The organism is Mucilaginibacter sp. FW306-07-L, assembly GCF_058782065.1.
This window is the reverse complement of sequence record NZ_JBYSXI010000001.1, coordinates 1,621,118-1,639,187: the sequence shown is the minus strand read 5'-3', so window position 1 is coordinate 1,639,187 and position 18,070 is coordinate 1,621,118. Positions and strand designations below refer to the sequence as shown.

Below are 18,070 nucleotides of genomic sequence, written 5' to 3'. Positions count from 1 at the left end.
TTGTTCGTTTAAAGTTTTATTCTTTCTCTTCTGTCCTGCAGTAACAGGTACTTTTTGGGTACCCTGTCAAGCACTACGTAAACAGAATCATTGTTTGGTGTATGGCCTGATAATGCCAGCGTGGTATCACTTAACCAGCTATAATTAAGTGTCAGCTTTTCGCCGGTGTAATGGCGGTTTTTGTTTTGCAGATGCAATACATGCTGTACGGTATCCGCCGTATAGCTGTAATAATGCCTCCCGCCCGAGCCTGCCAGTTCATAATCCCTTTCGTTATCGTTACGGCTGGTACGCTCGTAGTTTGATGTTTGCAATACCACCGGCCTGTTTGAGCGTATGCTGATGGTGGCCCATTTTTCAAACACCACATCGCGCCAGCGTACCGGGTCAGTTGCCGAGTATGGATGATCTTTCTGATTCAGCCTGAACTCTCTTACATTGTACAGCCCGGCACTATTGGCAAGCCCGGCCGATCTTGGAAATTGATAAGGATCGTTCTTGTAACCATCTGAGGCCTTAAAACCATAGATCACCACAAAAAACAGGATGACAAGTATTTTTGATGCCACGCGCACAACAGCCAGCCTACCCGGGTAAACGGGTTTAAAGTGTACCGGCGTGGTGGGCTTTTCCTCGCCTATTAAGCGGTGTATGCGCAACGCATCCTGTGCTAAAACAAAAAGTGCTAACGAGATCAGGTAAAAGCTGTAAACATACTCCCCACCCTCATAAGCCAGGTTAGATATAAATACATTGCCCGTAAATACCAGGATGATAATAGCGCCAATTGAGGCTGTTCGCCTGAAAAATAAAAACAGTCCCGCCAGCACTTCAATCGCACCCAAAAAACTTTCGTATGATGGTACGATGCCCAGGCTCAGCGAAAAAACCTTCCAGTTGTTAAAATCGCCGTAACTGGTATTCAGGTTACTGATGGATGGGAATGGTGACTGCAACGGGTAAACCTTAATAATACCGTACCCAATAATACCTATAGCCAGGCGATAACGCACAATCACGCGCAGCCAGTAATACAGCTTGTCGTAGTCATTGTCGGTCAGGCTTTCAGCTCTTTTAGTCCAGGCAAAAGCACCTACCAAAGCTATGACAGCCACAACAAGCCAGTTTAAAAAAGTATCATCGCCAAAAAAAGACGGGTTAAAGCGCGTCAGGTTAAATATATCCTGGTAATCCAGCTTTAGCCAGTTGATAGAGAATAGCTGGCCAAAATAACCAATGCTGATGGGCAATGATTGCAGCAGGAAGTAAATGAACACGAATCGAAAAACATTCCGTTCGGTTGCCGACCAATGGCGGTCGTCGTTTAAAATACCTGTACTCATTTTTTCTATTACTTTGATGATTAGTATCCCGGGTTATTTGGCAGCAGTGATGGATCTATCTGTATCTGATCCTGCGGAACAGGCAGCAGCAACTTATTCGGATCAGCTATTTTCAGCACCGCCTGCGCACGGCCGGTACGCACCAGGTCAAACCAGCGGTGCGGCTCAAGCGCGAACTCAATACGGCGCTCCTGCTCAATAGAATGCAAAATATCAGCCTGGGTTGTTGATGTGGTAGCGGTAAGCCCTGCACGGTCGCGCACGGCATCCAGGTCAGCGCGGGCACCTATCAAATCATTGGCTGAGCCTAACTGCGCCCTCGCTTCCGCGCGGATCAGATACAACTCGGCAATACGTATCACAAAACTTGGGTCGGCAGCGGGTGTACGGTAATACAGGTTGCCGTACCAGCGGCCCTGGTTATCCTGCGCCACCAGCACATTACGGTTACCGCCCGAATCGGGTTTGTTTACCAGCGCTACAAAGGCATCATTTGGTGCCCATTGGCGGGTACCGCCGTTAGTTTGCGGCTGCCATTGGTTACGGTGGTTATTCAGCTCGTTAGCACTGTAAAAAATCTCAAAAACCGACTCTTGCGTACCACGGGCATCATTAGCAAAAAAAGCGCTGTACGGCTTTACCAAAGTGTAATTCCTGGTATCGCTTATCACTTTGGTGGCATATTCTTCGGCCTTTGCCCAGTTTTTCTGGTACAGGTAAAACCGGGCCTTTAAAGCCCAAACAGTTTTACGGGTAGCGCGGTAACGGTCGGTTGTTTCGGTAAGCAAAGGTTCGGCAGCTTCCAGATCACTCAATGCCTGCGCGTATACTTCAGCTACCGGCCTGCGGCCGGTGCCAACGTTGTCTGTAGGGCTATTAGTCGGTTGAGTAATTATCGGCGCGGCTCCCCAGGTACGGGCCAGGTCAAAGTATGAAAGGCCGCGGATAAAGTAGGCCTCACCCAAAATCTTATTCCTGTCGGCATCAGCAAATGAGGCATCCTGTACACCCGGCACTTTGGCTATAACCTGGTTAGCCCTGCTAATGGTGTAATAAATGGCTATCCATGCGCCGCTGATGGTAGCATTGCCTGTACTTACATTATGATTTATCAGCTCCTGCACCTGCGATTGTGAACCCGTCCATTGTATATTATCTCCGGACAGGTAGCCAATTGACTGGAAGGTAGTGCTGTAATACCCCCCCGATGCCAGTTGTGAATACACCCCGTTAAGGGCGGTTTGTGCCGATGCTTTATCAAATATGGTCTGCTCGTCAGACACTGATGCCCTTGGCTCAACATCCAGGTACTTTTGGCATGAGGCTGCCGAAAGCGATAAGACGAATAGTATGATGTATGATTGAATTTTCATGATGGTTGCTTAGAATGTTACGTTTACGCCTATCTGGAAAGAACGGGGTTGCGGCGGAGTACCCAGATCGATACCCTGCTCATTTGGTGAACTGCTCGCGCTCGACTCAGGGTCGAGGCCTGTGTATTTGGTTACGGTGAACAAATTGGCACCTATGGCATACACGCGCAGGTTTTGTATACCTGCCTTTTGGGTAAGCGCTTTTGGCAATGTATAACCCAGGGTTAATGAGCGCAGGCGCAGGAATGAACCATTCTCCAGCCAACGGCCACCGCCATCTTTATAGTTGTTATTGTTGATACCATCAGGGCGTGGGGTATCGGTTATATCACCAGGCTGTTGCCACCTGTCAACATTGCTGGCAAATATTACACGGGCGGCATCGCGGGCACCGCCTGCCTCGCCAAAAAACCGGTTATGGTTATATATTTTGTTACCATAAGAGAATGATAACAACGCGCCCAGGTCAAATGCCTGATAGGTAAGGTTAGTAGTTAAGCCCCCGTAATATTTAGGCCATATACTGCCTGATATCTGGCGGTCATCAGCGGTTATTTTGCCGTCGCCATTATAATCTTCATAAATTACATTGCCGGTTTGCGGGTCAACGCCCAACTCTTTATACACCCAAAATGAATATAGCGGACTACCCTCCTGTTGTAAGATCAGGTCGCGGCTGCCAAAACGGATCGGGCGCTCCAGCTTTTCAATTTTGTTGATATTGCGAGATACATTGAAACTGGTTGTCCACGTCAGGTCCTTTGTTTTGATGTTGGTTGTTGTGATAGCCAGTTCAAAACCTTTGTTGCTGATCTCTGAGTTGTTTGTAGACACACTCGGGAAACCCTGTGTAGCAGCAAGCGGTGTTAGTATGATACCATCCGACGTGTACTTACGGTAATAATTAAATTCAACAGCAACGCGATTGTTAAAGAAAGCCGCGTCAACACCTACGTTGAACTGTGAGGTACGCTCCCAATGCAAATCAGCATTCGATAGCTGCTGTGGTGCTGTGCCCGGATTGCCCTGGTATGACGCATCGCTTGCCCATAAACCTAATGATGCAAAATCTGACGCGCCGGCTTGGCTGCCTGTAATACCATAGCTGGTACGGATTTTTAAATCGGTTAAAAAGCTTACATCTTTTAAAAAATCTTCTTCCTTAATATTCCATGCCGCGCCTACGCCCGGAAAGTAGCCCCATTTTTTATTATCGCCAAAGGCTGATGAGCCATCTGCACGGATGCTGGCATCAAACAGGTACTTGCCCGCGAAGTTGTAGTCGACCTTTGCAAAAAAGGATGCCAGGTTACGTTTAGACCAATCCTCGGTACCTATCCTAACCGCGGCTGATGAGATCAGCTTATAAGAGTTGTTGGCAAAGCCTGTCCCTTGTGCAAAAGTTCGGCTGTAAACCGTGCTTTGCAGGGTATTACCTATCAGTATACCAAACGAGTGCTTATCGTTTATTTTTTTGCGGTAAGTTAAGGTTTGCTCATTAATCAATGAACTGCGGCGGCCTAATGATGAGGTTGCCAAACCGCTTGGCGATCCTGATAACAAAAAGGTATTCCAGTATTCCGATTCATCATAGTTATTATAATCGGCACTAAAGCTCGAGCGGAACTTCAGGTTAGGCAATATATCCCACTCGCCATATACATTACCGATGTAGCGCAAGCTGGTTGAGTTTACATCGTAATTATCTAACAGCAACTGTACGTTATCAAACCCGGCACGGCCAACCAAAACACCCTGGTCGTTATAAGGCGACAGGTAGGTTGGCGTGTGCAAAGCGGCCTGCAAAATACCACCCGCCGGGCCATCGCCCGCACGGCCCTCGTTACGGAAGGTGCGTGAAAAACTGTTGCTTGTACCAATGGTAACTTTATCACTCAGCTTTTGGTCGAAGTTGGCTTTAAAGCTGGCACGATCAAAGTCGATTGGGCGTAATATGGATTCCTGCTTGTTATAGCCTGCACCGAAATAATACCTCGAACCATTGTTACCGCCGCTTACCGATGCATCATAATTTTGTAAACGTGCAGTACGAAACACCTGGCTCAAACGGTCAAAGGTTTGCTGATCCTGCGAATTACCACGACCCGAAGGAAACGCGGTTGTGGCAGGCTGAAACGGTACCTTAGTCGGGTCTCCCCCGGTATTTATAAAATTCTCGTTAACCAGTTCAGCATGTTCAGGGCCGGTTGCAAGTTCCCAAAGTTTAGCCGCCTTTGACCATCCTTGCGAAATGTTCACATCAACCTTTGGTTTTTGGTTAAACTTGCCGCGCTTGGTAGTAACTATTATAGCACCATTGGCACCACGCACACCGTAAAGCACGGTAGCTTCCGCATCCTTTAGTACTGAAATACTTTCAATATCATTCGGGTTAATATCCGCGATGGGCGAAGTTGCCTTACCCCCGGTACTGTATGTTTGTAAGCTGCTGTTTTCAATAAAAACACCATCTATCACATATAAGGGGTTATTGTTACCATAAATACTGGTTGCACCACGCAGCCTAACGTTAATGGTTTCACCGGGTACGCCGGTATTTGTGCTGATCTGCAAACCGGCCACCTTGCCTTGCAATTGCGATTCAAAGCTCCCGCCGGGCAAACCCTTAACATCATCCAGCTTGGCTTTGGTTACCGAGCCGATCAGATTACGTTTTTCCTGCGTGCCATAGGCAACTACCATTACCTCATTAAGCTCATTGGTAAGTGCCTTCAGGTTAATGCTTATATTTTCGCCGGTAGCATCAATTTCCTGCTTTTCATAGCCTATATAAGTGACGATGAGTGTGTAAGGAAACTTTTGACCAGTGGTAAAGGTGAATTTGCCATCAGCATCAGTAACCACCTGGTGAGTGGTGCCTTTTATTTGTACTGATGCCCCCGGAAGCGGTTCGCGGGTTTTTGAATCTAAAATTTGCCCGTTAAGCTTTGAGTTGATAAGGGGCGGCTGGTTTTGCGCCCCCGCCCATAACGGAATAAACATGATTAAAGCAATGATGATCCGCAGCGTTTGTTTGATATATCGGGAATTGCCCGACCATAGATCGCGCTGAGAACTTTCAATTTTGTTGAAGTAACGTTGTAGCATTTTTATTTAAGGTTGAATGATTACCGGACAGGCATGGCAAAGCACACCCCGGCCATTGTTATACAATAGGGATAAATGAGAAACTAATTATCAGGATTCATTACACACCGTGAAGAGCAGCACTGTATGCCGGCCGGTACGTTTTTGATGGATTACACGTACATAGCGCAGCAACAACAACATCGCATAGAAATGGCGAGGCGTTTATTGTTTAACTGAGCGTAACGTGTTTTCATGTTGAAGTAAATTGTGTTTAAATACTGTTGTTATTTAGTTTTTAACTGCACAAAAATATTAAAATAAATATAAATAACAATTAAATCTATAGAATTAGTAGTAATTATTAAAATGAATAGATATGTATTCTTTAAATCGATGTTTTTAGTAAGAAACAGCATCAGTATCTTAAAACACTATCAATACCGTGTGATGAAAATTTAATCGAATTTTATAAAAAAGGAGCGGCTACAATGACCTCAGCCGCTCCTGCTGTGTAAGTTGCACCCTAACACGGTTTTGTTGGCTTTACAATAGCATTGCGCCATCAGGTAAGCCTTCGGGATACTATCGCAGCGGCCCGTGGAATAAATAGTCAGTTAATAGTTAAAAGGTTAGTTTGAAGTATTGGCCCGGCGCTTACGCGCCGGAGCCATCTTCAGCAGCACAAAGAACCACCACTTGTGCTAAGAGAGGTTGGGAACGGATTCGAACCGTCGTAAAAGGTTTTGCAGACCTCCGCCTGACCACTCGGCCACCCTACCTGTTGTTAAATTTATTTATTGTGTGTAATTAGTGTTTATTCTATGCGCTTTTTACCTGATAAATATTCAGGAATGCCCGGTGGAAGGAAAATATCAACAACAATAAAAGCAGGCTTTAGATGAACTCAACAGTTGATGCACGGGATAAATGTAGGGCGTTTTCATTGTTTGTAATATTGAACGAAACAAATATATACTATTAATTCTATAGATTTTATATAGAAATATAAAATCTATAAAAATAGCTCATTATCAATAAATTATTTTTTTTCAAGCTAAAAAACTCCTTTTAATTAGGCTTATATAACTGGTTAAAAAATATAGATAAACCATAGTTAGCGGTGCGCCATTTTACGTCAAGGCTATCAGGCACCGCTCCCGGACTTTGCGCAAAATGCCCGGTGATGATGTCGAGGTCGCCATCGCCGTCAACGTCAGCCTTTTCAAGCGTGAGCGTTTTAAGTGGAATATCACTCCTGGTTGTGTACGATTTAAAGGTGAATGTTTTGCTGTTCACATTTTCCAGGTAAACGAATGATTCATCCACCAGCTTTGTAAATTCAGGGAAAAACGCCGTAGCCACCAGGTCAACATCACCATCCTGATCAAAATCGTCGGCCAGCACACGGGTAACACCATAAAGGGGGTAAAAATATTTTTCGATGAACTTATTATTACCGCTGTTTAAATTGATCCGGATGCCATGGTAAGGCTTTAAAATGTTGGAGTAATCCGCATTATCGCCATGTACGGTGATGATATCTGTCAGCCCGTCCTTGTTGTAATCTGTCAGTACCATATCCGTAGTGCCATAATACGGCGGGAAGCGTAGTACACGGCTGGCTGTGAACCTCAACTTATCCTTTTGATAAAAAACATACACACTTTCATCACCCTGAGAGAACATGGCAATCACATCCTTTTTACCATCACCGTTCATATCCCGTATGTAGCATTTAACAGCACCGGGTACCTCAAGCAGTACTTTTTCTGAATAACTGCCGTTGTTTTTCTTTTTACTGAATAAGGATAGCTTACCGGTTTTATTGCCAAAGTTGCAAACCACTATCTCGGGCAGGCCATCGTCGTTCATATCATCAACCGCGGTGCTTACGGGGCGATGCAGTTCCGGTATTAATGTAGGGTTAGCGGTGTTAACATTTTGAGAGATCAACCCTGTATTAAGTTCGGTTGGGTACAACTTACCAATCTGCGTAAAATAAGTAGTATCATTTTTAAATACAAAATCAACTGTAGGGCTTGAGGTATTCATTGTCGCGGTTACCCCCCGCCCATACTTCCATTTTAATACCGTATTATTTAGTGTACCTATCCAAAGTGTTTTATTCCGGGTATTGTATTTAAGGCCGGTTATTAATGAGGGCTGCTTACCATCAAGCACAATATTCCGGCGCTTGAACGCGGTTAGAGGTGAATTTCTTGTCAGCCGGGATTCATCAATCCCTACACTATCCGGCGCGCGGCTGATAATGTATTCGGTGAGCTTTTTCCAATCACCGTCAGTCATGGCAGGTTGATCCGGTATGATGCCGTTATTATTTACGATCTGTTTTTCTTCGGCAGATAGTCCGCGCAGCGGGTCATATCCCGGATAAATGATACCCAGCCTGCCGGCCATTACCGGCAGTACATGGCTGTGCCAAATCTCCCTGGTCAGGCTTGCCGGATCGGGCAACATGTGGCAGGCGCTGCAATTTTTGATAAAAAGAGTCCGGCCATCATCTTCTCTTGTCAGGCTGGTATGTTTGGTATCAAAGGAAATGAGGCTGAGCGAAAACACAACAAGCAGCATACCTGTAACAACAAACGCTTTTAAGGCCATTAATTTTTGATGACGATTATAGACAGATCGCCGGCAAGGTATCGTTAAGCGTTTGTGGTTATCACCTTTGTTTAATAACTTATTTGATACAATTGCTTGTTATTACAATTGCATGATAGTTCGGATTTAAATATACCGACTCAGGTTAGCCAGCACCTGCTGCTTATACACGCCGCCAAACAAGTTGAGATGGATAAGCAACGGATAAATATTCCAAAGTACCCGGCGTTGCTGCCAACCTTTAGCAAGCGGAAATACATCATTATAAGCATGATAAAACTCGTCGCCAAAGCCGCCGAACAAGGTCGTCATGGCTATATCAAACTCACGATGGCCGTAACTTACCGCCGGATCGATCAGGTATGGCTTTCCGTTAATACCGATGAGGTAATTGCCGCCCCACAAATCGCCATGAATTAAAGCGGGCGGCTCCTCATCAAATAAATCTGGGAAACGGCTATACAATTCATCAAAGCCGGCTGCATCCTTTATTGATAGCAAACCCTTATCCACGGCCATTTTCACCATCGGCTCAAGCCGCTCTTCTATAAAAAACGATGCCCAGCTATTATGTTGTTTATTACTTTGATGCAGCGAACCCATGTAATTATCATGCGGCAATCCAAAACTTGCCGAGGTATGCTGATGCATAGCGGCTAACTGTGTGCCTACTAATTTCAAATCAGCGGCACCGGCGTTTTTGATATCCAGCCATTCTAAAATCAAATAGCTGTCGTCATCAATATTGCCCTGTAATAATACCTGAGGCACTGCGATAGCCCCGGTATCCCCTATCAGTTTTAAGCCCTTTGCCTCCGTGCTAAACATACCGGGGAAGCGGCTCTGGCTGTTTATTTTCATAAAATACTTGCTGCTTTCGGTATGCAAACAAAAAGCCTGGTTAATATCGCCGCCGCTTACCGGGGTGCAATCCGTTATAGGCTGATTAAGTTGTTTTCTACAGCCTTTAGCAATGCTTTCATCTGTTCAAATTTAACGTTAGTAAATATCCGCGCGGTGCCTTGCAAATTTATCAGCGTAAAAAGCTATTTTTGCGGTTCTGATGAAGCACATTCGTAACTTTTGTATTATCGCCCACATTGACCACGGCAAAAGCACTTTAGCCGATAGGTTACTTGAATATACCAACACCATTACCCAGCGCGAAAGCCAGGCCCAGTTGCTTGACGATATGGACCTTGAACGCGAACGCGGTATTACTATTAAAAGCCATGCCATACAAATGGATTATGAGCTTGATGGCCAAAAATATATACTGAACCTGATTGATACACCCGGGCACGTGGATTTCTCATACGAGGTATCGCGCTCAATTGCCGCCTGCGAGGGCGCGTTGCTGATAGTTGATGCCGCGCAGGGTATTCAGGCCCAAACCATTTCCAACCTTTACCTGGCTCTGGAAAATGACCTGGAGATCATCCCGGTGTTGAATAAAATGGATCTGCCCGGCGCTATGCCCGAGGAAGTAAAGGACCAGATTGTTGACCTGATTGGTTGTAAACGTGAGGACATATTAGCCGCATCGGGTAAAACCGGTATGGGCGTGCATGATGTACTGCGCGCTATTGTTGAGCGTGTACCTGCCCCGGTTGGCGACCCTGAAGCACCTTTACAGGCTTTGATATTTGACTCTGTTTATAACTCGTTTCGCGGAATTGTAGCCTACTTTAAAGTTGTTAACGGCGAAATTCGTAAAGGCGATAAGGTAAAATTTTTCGCTACCGAAAAGCAATACATTGCTGAAGAGGTAGGCACCTTGAAACTAAAGCAACAGCCAAAGGATGTAATTAAAACCGGCGATGTTGGTTATATTATATCAGGCATCAAGGAATCTCGCGAGGTTAAGGTAGGTGATACCATTACCACCATTAACCGCCCGTGCGAAAGCGGCATACAAGGCTTTGAAGAAGTAAAACCAATGGTATTCGCAGGTATTTACCCCGTTGATACAGAGGATTATGAAGAACTGCGCGAATCAATGGCCAAGCTGCAACTGAATGATGCTTCGCTGGTTTTTGAGCCGGAATCATCGGCAGCCTTAGGTTTCGGTTTCCGTTGCGGTTTCCTGGGCATGCTGCACATGGAGATCATCCAGGAGCGTTTGGAGCGCGAGTTTGATATGACGGTGATCACCACGGTGCCCAACGTATCGTACGTAGCACACAGCACCCGCGGCGAAGAAATAATCGTCAATAACCCGTCAGACCTGCCCGATCCAAGTAAGATAGATTTTGTTGAGGAGCCATATATCAAGGCTACCATCATCACCAAATCTGAATTTGTTGGCCCGGTAATGTCATTATGTATCAACAAACGTGGTTCGATCATTAATCAATCCTACCTCACGTCAGACCGTGTTGAGCTTATTTTTGAAATGCCGATGGGCGAGATCGTTTTTGATTTTTACGATAAGCTCAAAACCATATCAAAAGGCTACGCCTCGTTTGATTATCATCAGATAGGTTACCGCCAGAGCGATCTGGTGCGTTTGGATATCAAGCTGAACAGCGAGCCTGTTGATGCCCTGTCGTCATTGATCTTCCGCGGTAACTCGTACGATTTTGGTAAAAAGATCTGTGAAAAACTAAAGGAGTTGTTGCCTCGCCAACAATTTGAAATTATTATACAGGCATCTATCGGTGCCAAGATCATCGCCCGCGAAACGGTAAAGGCCATGCGTAAAGACGTGACCGCCAAGTGTTACGGTGGTGACATCTCGCGTAAGCGTAAACTATTGGAGAAACAAAAAGCAGGTAAAAAACGCATGCGCCAGGTAGGTAACGTTGAGATACCACAAAGCGCGTTCATGGCGGTTTTGAAATTAGATTAGATTAGTTTCATGAAAATTAAGATCCAAAATATCGGGGCTATCGATTTAGCAGAAATTGATCTTGACAAAGACTTGATTGTTTTTTGCGGCCCCAATAATACCGGCAAAACATACGTAGCTTATACATTGTATGGATTGTATAAATATAGCTTTGCATCTTTTGATAAAGACGATTTAGTACATAGTATAATTAAGTCTAATGCTAGTGTCGACGAAATTAAATTCGATTTAGATTTGATTTTGATTAAACGTCTTATAAAAGAAAAGTGCGAAAGTGTTGTTAATAACTTACCATCAATCTTCGCTTCTGATAAAAGCTTTTTTGCCAACGCTAAAGTTGATATACAGATTGATGATGAGGAAATTATTGATACTATAAATGAATTATCTATAGATTATAAATATAGAATTGGAAATAGTTACTATAATCTAAAGAAAAGCATTAATTCAAACATAATTACTTTATTAAATACTAAGGAACTTGTTGATAAAAATAACAGCACAACTCCTGATGATTTTATATATGATGTAGCAAGCAGAGTAATAAACTTCTACATCTTTTCTTCTATTTTCAGTAATCCATATATAACGCCTACTGAAAGGACCGCAATTAACATTTTTAGTAAAGAGCTGTCTGCTAATAGAACTGAAATAGTTGACAAGCTTTTGGACTTTAAAGGTAAAAATCTAAAAAACAGTCCTTTGAAAGATGCTCAGAGATATTCGATGCCTATCAGAGATTGTTTAGAAATTGCTGAAGACTTATCTAATAAACAAAAAAACATCAGTGATTATGCGTTTTTGGCTGACGCTATAGAAGATGAAATATTAAAAGGAAAAATCAATGTTTCATCGTCAGGACAGCTACAATTCAGATATAACAATGATGACGCTAATACTTTAAATATTAACCTTTCTAGTTCAATTGTTAAATCCTTATCTAATCTCGTTTTCTATTTTAGACATATAGCGGAAACAAATGATTTTATAATTATTGATGAGCCTGAATTAAATTTACACCCTGATAACCAAATAATAATCGCAAGACTAATAGGTAGGATAGTAAATTATGGATTTAAAGTTCTAATTAGCACTCATAGTGATTATATCGTTAAGGAATTAAATAATTTAATTAGATTAAAATCAGAAGAAGAAAATGCCAAAAATTTGATTGAAAAATATCAATATAATAAAAAAGACTTACTAAATAAAGATGCTATAGGCGTTTATTTATTTAAAAATCGCCAAACTCATAATCTTGAAGTAAGTGACTTGGGCTTTGAAATTCAAACTATTGAAAATGAAAACTGCAAATTAGCAGAAATTTCAGAGTCAATTTATTTCGAATTGTTTGACAAAAGTGAATAAGTCCAATGCTTAATGTTATAAAATCTCTTTTGCATAAGGATTATCACGTTAGTAAAACTAACAATGTGTTTTCACTTGACGAAACTGGACTTGAGGCATCATGTAAAGAAGCTAGATTTGAAGCTAAAAACGAATATTTAGTTTATAAATTTGATAAAAAAGGAAAAAAAGCTAATCGCTTATTCCCATTTTTCAACGATGGTAATGCCAACGCTATATGTGATTATATAATCTTTTATAAAAAATCAAATTACCGACTGTTTGCTGTAATCTGCAATTTAAAATCAAAACAAAAAAGCAATAATTGGGATCAGCTTCAATCAGGAAAGATTTTTTGCAAGTTTATATATGACACAGCACGTAGAATTAATCCTCAAGATTTTGAAGGTGTAAGTATAGAATTCGTTAATGTTTTATTTTCTACGATCCGCCTTTACACTAATCGCAAGGAAAGTTCCGTTATTAATCTTCTATCTAATGAAGAAGTTAAAGAAACATTTATTTTTGAAAATAAATGTAGATGATAAACAATATACAGATAATTAATGCAGCTTTTAGACGGAAAATACGTATCAGAAAAACTCAAGATTGAGATAGCCGAACAAGCGGCGGTTATATTAGAAAAAACCGGCCGCAAGCCGCACCTGGTGGCGGTACTGGTTGGGCACGATGGTGGCAGTGAAACCTATGTGGCCAGCAAGATGAAAAACTGCGAAAAGGTAGGCTTTAAATCCACACTGGTACGTTATGAAGATACGGTTACCGAGGAAGAACTGCTGAAAAAAGTAGAAGAACTTAATGCTGATGCCGATATTGATGGCATTATTGTGCAGTTACCTCTACCTAAACACATCGACCCGGAGAAGGTAACCGAGCGTATTGATCATCGTAAGGATGTGGACGGCTTCCACCCGGTAAACCTGGGCCGTATGCAGCGTAACCTGCCATCATTCATCCCTGCTACGCCTTATGGCATTACCTTAATGCTTAAAGAGTACGGTATTGAAACCGCTGGCAAGCATTGTGTGGTAGTTGGCCGTAGTAATATTGTTGGTTCGCCAATGAGCATACTGATGGCACGCAACACCCAGCCGGGCAACTGTACGGTAACTATTTGCCACAGCCGCACACCTGATATTAAAAAATTCACGCTGGATGCTGATATATTAATTGTAGCCATCGGTAAAAAGAATTTTATTACGGCTGATATGGTTAAGGATGGCGTGGTAATAATTGATGTAGGTATGAACCGTGAAACATCAGCCACCACAAAATCGGGCTATAAATTATATGGCGATGTTGATTTTGAAAACGTGGCACCAAAATCCTCATGGATTACCCCGGTACCGGGCGGCGTGGGGTTAATGACCATCGTCGGATTGCTTAAAAACACATTAGCATCAGCCAATAAAGAAGTTTACCCATAACAAAAACGGCCCGCTTAAATTAAGCGGGCCGTTTTTATTATGGGCGGTTGTCTCTTATTTGTAAAAGAATTCCTGTGGTATATCAGTAAACTTTGTTTTTTTACCGACAAAGAATGCCGATACTATACTGCCTTTATACATACCGGCAAGCGACTTTATGTTACCACTATTTTTGCCCCCTTTGGGCTTAGTGGATTTAAAAACATGCCTCACAAAATTTTGATGAGCCTTACTTACTGCCCAGGCATCCTTACGCTTACCCTCACCCAAAAAGCGGAAGAGCGCCAGCAGATCAAGCCACATACGCAGCCCGATTACAAACGTTGCCCGGCCGAATGGCAAGTTATTTTTTAACAGCAACAGGTTGTTGCGAAAGTTAAGATATGTTTTAAAAGGATTTTCGGTATTCAGGGTGCCGCCGCCAACATGGTAAACGGTTGATTCGGCACAGTACATTACCTTGTAGCCCATATTCTTTAATCGCCAGCACAAATCAATTTCTTCCATGTGGGCGAAAAAGCGTTCGTCAAACCCGCCGGACTGCTGCCAAAATTTCTTTTTAATAAACAGCGCCGCCCCCGATGCCCAGAACACTTCGCCAGATTGATCGTATTGGCCCTTATCTTCCTCTATCTCATAAAAAATGCGGCCTCGGCAAAACGGGTAGCCAAAGCTATCAATAAACCCTCCCGCGGCACCGGCATGTTCAAACATTTTTTTATCAGCGTATGATAATATTTTGGGTGATGCCGCCGCGATCAGTTCATCACTTTCCATCATATTAATAACCGGTTCAATCCAACCGGGCTGTACCTCAATGTCTGAGTTTAGGAGTATAAAATAATCGGCATCTACCTTTTCAAGCACACGGTTATAACCGCCGGTAAAGCCATAGTTGTCGTCGTTCTTAATGATGCTTACTGCCGGATAAACGCTTGAAACCCATTCCACCGAACTATCGGTAGAGCCATTGTCGCCAAGTACAATCTCCAGGTTTTGCCAGGTGGAGGCCATCACCGAGGGCAAAAATTGCTGTAGGTGTGTAAGGCCGTTCCAGTTTAAAATAACAGCGGCAACTTTAGGTGTATAATTCATTAATGCTTATCCTCCGGCTTAAATTTCCAGCGCCTGTGCGTCCAAAGCCAGTATTGCGGCTGCTGCCTTATCATGTTCTCTAAATATTTTACGTGAAGTTCAGTAACCTCAAATTCTGCCGTTTGTTTGGGGTGTTCGGCAAGTGGCACAAAGGTACAAGTATAATACCCTCTTTTCACCCGCTTTATATCACAAAAAACCACTACCGCGTCCATCATTTTCGCCAGCTTTTCAACCCCTAAAAAAACAGCCGTTGGCTGGTTTAAAAAGGTGGTAAAGTACTGCGCTTCGTGCTGTACGGGTGTTTGATCCGCCACTAAAACCGTTATTGAAATTTGCCTGCGCACCTCGCTCAGTTTGCGCAGGGTATTTTTCATGGCCACCAGTGTTGCCCCAAACCTTGAGCGTACATAAATAAAAAAACGCTCAAAAACTTTGTTGCTCAAAGGTTTATAAACAATCAGCCGGGGCTTATCCGTAATTACCCCCAGGCTCAGGGCCGACATTTCCCAATTACCATAATGCCCCACTGCCCCTATCACGTTTCGCCCTTGCTCAAAGTAGCTATTGATCAACTCTACATTTAAAATTTTAATGCGCTTAATAATCTGCCCCTCCGAAAGGGTAATACCTTTGATGATCTCTACGATCAGATCAGTAAAATAGCGAAAAAAATCACGCTCGATTTTACCCCGCTCCTCGTCGCTCTTCTCCGGAAAGGCATTGCGCAGGTTTTGTTGCACCACCTTGCGCCTGTAGCCTGTAACAGAGTAAATTACAACAAACAATACATCAGCAATAAGATACAAAAACCAAAAAGGCAATAACGATACCAGGTATAAAAAACCGATACCGATGTATGAAAGCCCTTTGTTTATCATTTATTTCTGCGAAATTTGACCACAAACATAAAATATATGATTGATAAAGGCGCAGTACTTCCCTTGTTTTATCTACCACCGGTATCATACTTTACCCAATTTAATAAGTATAAGCCCGAGGTATGGATAGAGCGCGAGGAGCATTTCCCGAAGCAAACCTACCGTAACCGCGCCAATATCTATTCGCCAGACGGGGTTTTGAGTTTGGTTGTGCCTGTTATTAAAGGATCAAAAAATCATACCAAAATAAAGGACGTACGCATCAGTTACGATTTTAACTGGCAGCGCCTGCACTGGATGAGCCTGCAAGCCTGCTACCGCCGGTCGGCCTATTTTGAGTATTATGAGGATGATTTCGCGCCGTTTTACGAGCAAAAAACTGATTACCTGTTTGACTATAATCAGCAAATGCTGGAGCTGCTGTTAAAGCTGCTCAAAATAAAAGCCGAGTTAAAGTTTACCGAAACCTACGAGCATACTTACACAGCAGCTATTGACCTGCGCGAGAACATTCACCCTAAAAAAGCAGCCCCTACCGAAGCTAAGCCCTACTTTCAGGTATTTGAAGAACGAAACGGCTTTGTGCCCGATTTAAGCATTGTTGACCTGCTGTTTAACCAGGGGCCGCAGGCGCAGTTGTATATTTAAGTTTACGCTATTTATCAACACACTTGCATTTTGCTAATTTATTTAGCAATTTTGATATGTGAACCAGAATTCGATAGAGGCGAGGACAGATGCGCGTGTGCTGTTTGTTGATATGAACAGCTTTTTTGCACGTTGCGAGCAGCAGGTAAATTACTGGCTGCGTAACCGGCCTGTAGGCGTTTGTGTGTATACGGGAAAATATGGTTGTGTAATATCACTCTCAACCGAGGCAAAAGAACGCGGCATAAAGGCCGGTATGCGCCTTAACGATGTAATGGCGCAATGCCCTGATTTTATCCCTATTGAAAGCAACCCGGCCCGTTACCGCGAGTTTCATAAAAAAATCATTAATGTTATGCGTAACTACTGTAATGATGTAGTGCCCAAAAGCATTGATGAGGCTATTATTAACCTTACTCATTATGACCATACCACACCCTTTGATATTGCCCGGCAAATTCAGCAGGATATTTTAAGCAAAGTGGGCGACTGGCTTACCTGCTCCATCGGCATTGCCCCTAATGCCTTTTTGGCCAAACTGGCATCGATACAGGGTAAAAAGCGAGGCGGCCTGGTGATGATAACGCCTGACAATATAGATGATATATTACGCCCCCTTAAACTGGGCGACCTGCCCGGCATAGGCAATAACATGAGCTACCGGTTGGAGCGTAACGGCATAAAAACCCCCTTAGAAATGCGGTATGCCACCCCGCAAAAGCTAAAAGCCATTTTTAAAAGCATTGATGGCATTTACTGGCATTACCGCCTCAATTTTGTGGAAACCAATATTGTAGCACATGATTACCGGGGTATGCAGGCTATGCGGCAAATTTCTGCCGAGAAGCGTAAAAACCCGGAGTTTATTGATCAACTGTTTATGACACTGTGCCTCACCCTTGAAAAGCGGATGGTGCACCATAAATTCTATTGCAAATCCATCGGTTTTACAGCGCGTTATGAGGATGATACCCGTTGGGATGATGCCTTTACCATTACCACGCCCGTACAGGATGCCGTAAGCCTGATGCGGATGATCCGCCTGCGGATAGATAAATTCAGGGAAAAGACCGGCTGCGGCCCGGTGCTGAATACCCATATTACCCAGATGCGGGTTGCCGTTACCAATTTTGTTGATAACGGCGATATGCTGTACAGCCTGTTTGAGGATATGGATCAGCAGCAAACCGCGTTAAAAACCATGCACGCCATCAAAAATAAGTTTGGTGCCGATAAGCTGGTTCGTGCGGTAGAGATGACGGATGGCAAGGTGATCAAGGATGTGATCGGCTTCGGTTCAGTAAAAGATCTGACAGATCTGGATTATAAAACAATTTAAAGCGGCGGCTTAGCCCAAACAAGTTGGGCAAAA

At 43.4% G+C, this 18,070-nt stretch carries 13 protein-coding genes and 1 tRNA gene; 6 read left to right on the top strand and 8 right to left on the bottom strand.

The window, feature by feature from the left end; translation table 11 throughout:
• Positions 1-8: 8 nt before the first annotated feature.
• From AC3WJC_RS07330 to AC3WJC_RS07305, 6 genes are all read right to left on the bottom strand, one after another.
• Positions 9-1,343, bottom strand: a complete 1,335-nt coding sequence (locus AC3WJC_RS07330) for a DoxX family protein (RefSeq protein ID WP_492398423.1) — start codon at positions 1,341-1,343, stop codon at positions 9-11.
• A 20-nt stretch (positions 1,344-1,363) separates the two neighbouring features.
• On the bottom strand, positions 1,364-2,716 hold the full coding sequence (locus AC3WJC_RS07325) for a RagB/SusD family nutrient uptake outer membrane protein (protein ID WP_492398422.1): 1,353 nt from the start codon (positions 2,714-2,716) through the stop codon (positions 1,364-1,366).
• A gap of 9 nt (positions 2,717-2,725) precedes the next feature.
• Entirely contained in the window at positions 2,726-5,824 is a 3,099-nt protein-coding gene (locus tag AC3WJC_RS07320; protein ID WP_492398421.1) for a SusC/RagA family TonB-linked outer membrane protein, read from the bottom strand.
• 689 nt (positions 5,825-6,513) lie between these two features.
• Positions 6,514-6,586, bottom strand: a tRNA-Cys gene (locus AC3WJC_RS07315).
• Positions 6,587-6,874: 288 nt separating this feature from the next.
• Positions 6,875-8,428 carry an FG-GAP repeat domain-containing protein gene (locus AC3WJC_RS07310; RefSeq protein ID WP_492398420.1) on the bottom strand — a complete coding sequence of 518 codons (1,554 nt, stop codon included), beginning with the start codon at positions 8,426-8,428 and terminating at the stop codon, positions 6,875-6,877.
• Between the two features lie 126 nt (positions 8,429-8,554).
• Positions 8,555-9,403, bottom strand: coding sequence for a fructosamine kinase family protein (locus AC3WJC_RS07305; RefSeq protein ID WP_492398989.1), 849 nt, complete (start codon positions 9,401-9,403; stop codon positions 8,555-8,557).
• A gap of 88 nt (positions 9,404-9,491) precedes the next feature.
• Between AC3WJC_RS07305 and lepA the strand changes: the two genes are divergently transcribed.
• The 4 genes from lepA to AC3WJC_RS07285 are packed head-to-tail and all read left to right on the top strand — an operon-like array spanning position 9,492 to position 14,074.
• Positions 9,492-11,279 (top strand): translation elongation factor 4, encoded by a 1,788-nt coding sequence (gene lepA, locus AC3WJC_RS07300; RefSeq protein WP_492398419.1) that lies wholly within the window; start codon positions 9,492-9,494, stop codon positions 11,277-11,279.
• Between the two features lie 9 nt (positions 11,280-11,288).
• Positions 11,289-12,647 (top strand): AAA family ATPase, encoded by a 1,359-nt coding sequence (locus AC3WJC_RS07295; protein ID WP_492398418.1) that lies wholly within the window; start codon positions 11,289-11,291, stop codon positions 12,645-12,647.
• Positions 12,648-12,652: 5 nt separating this feature from the next.
• Positions 12,653-13,171, top strand: a complete 519-nt coding sequence (locus tag AC3WJC_RS07290) for a hypothetical protein (RefSeq protein ID WP_492398417.1) — start codon at positions 12,653-12,655, stop codon at positions 13,169-13,171.
• A 21-nt stretch (positions 13,172-13,192) separates the two neighbouring features.
• Complete coding sequence (locus AC3WJC_RS07285; protein WP_492398416.1) at positions 13,193-14,074, top strand: bifunctional 5,10-methylenetetrahydrofolate dehydrogenase/5,10-methenyltetrahydrofolate cyclohydrolase; 882 nt, start codon at positions 13,193-13,195, stop codon at positions 14,072-14,074.
• Positions 14,075-14,128: 54 nt separating this feature from the next.
• On the opposite strand, the gene AC3WJC_RS07280 is transcribed toward AC3WJC_RS07285, so the two are convergent.
• Together AC3WJC_RS07280 and AC3WJC_RS07275 are read right to left on the bottom strand one after the other, a co-directional pair.
• Positions 14,129-15,169 (bottom strand): glycosyltransferase family 2 protein, encoded by a 1,041-nt coding sequence (locus AC3WJC_RS07280; protein WP_492398415.1) that lies wholly within the window; start codon positions 15,167-15,169, stop codon positions 14,129-14,131.
• A complete protein-coding gene (locus AC3WJC_RS07275) occupies positions 15,169-16,050 on the bottom strand; it encodes a lysophospholipid acyltransferase family protein (protein WP_492398414.1) in 882 nt (293 codons plus the stop codon). The genes AC3WJC_RS07280 and AC3WJC_RS07275 overlap by 1 nt, the downstream gene beginning before the upstream one ends.
• A 36-nt stretch (positions 16,051-16,086) precedes the next feature.
• Here AC3WJC_RS07275 and AC3WJC_RS07270 point away from each other — a divergent pair, with 36 nt between their 5' ends.
• Both AC3WJC_RS07270 and AC3WJC_RS07265 read left to right on the top strand, forming a co-directional pair.
• On the top strand, positions 16,087-16,698 hold the full coding sequence (locus AC3WJC_RS07270; RefSeq protein ID WP_492398413.1) for a WbqC family protein: 612 nt from the start codon (positions 16,087-16,089) through the stop codon (positions 16,696-16,698).
• A gap of 58 nt (positions 16,699-16,756) precedes the next feature.
• Positions 16,757-18,037: a DNA polymerase Y family protein gene (locus tag AC3WJC_RS07265; protein ID WP_492398412.1), complete on the top strand. Its 1,281-nt coding sequence runs from the start codon at positions 16,757-16,759 to the stop codon at positions 18,035-18,037.
• Positions 18,038-18,070: the final 33 nt, after the last annotated feature.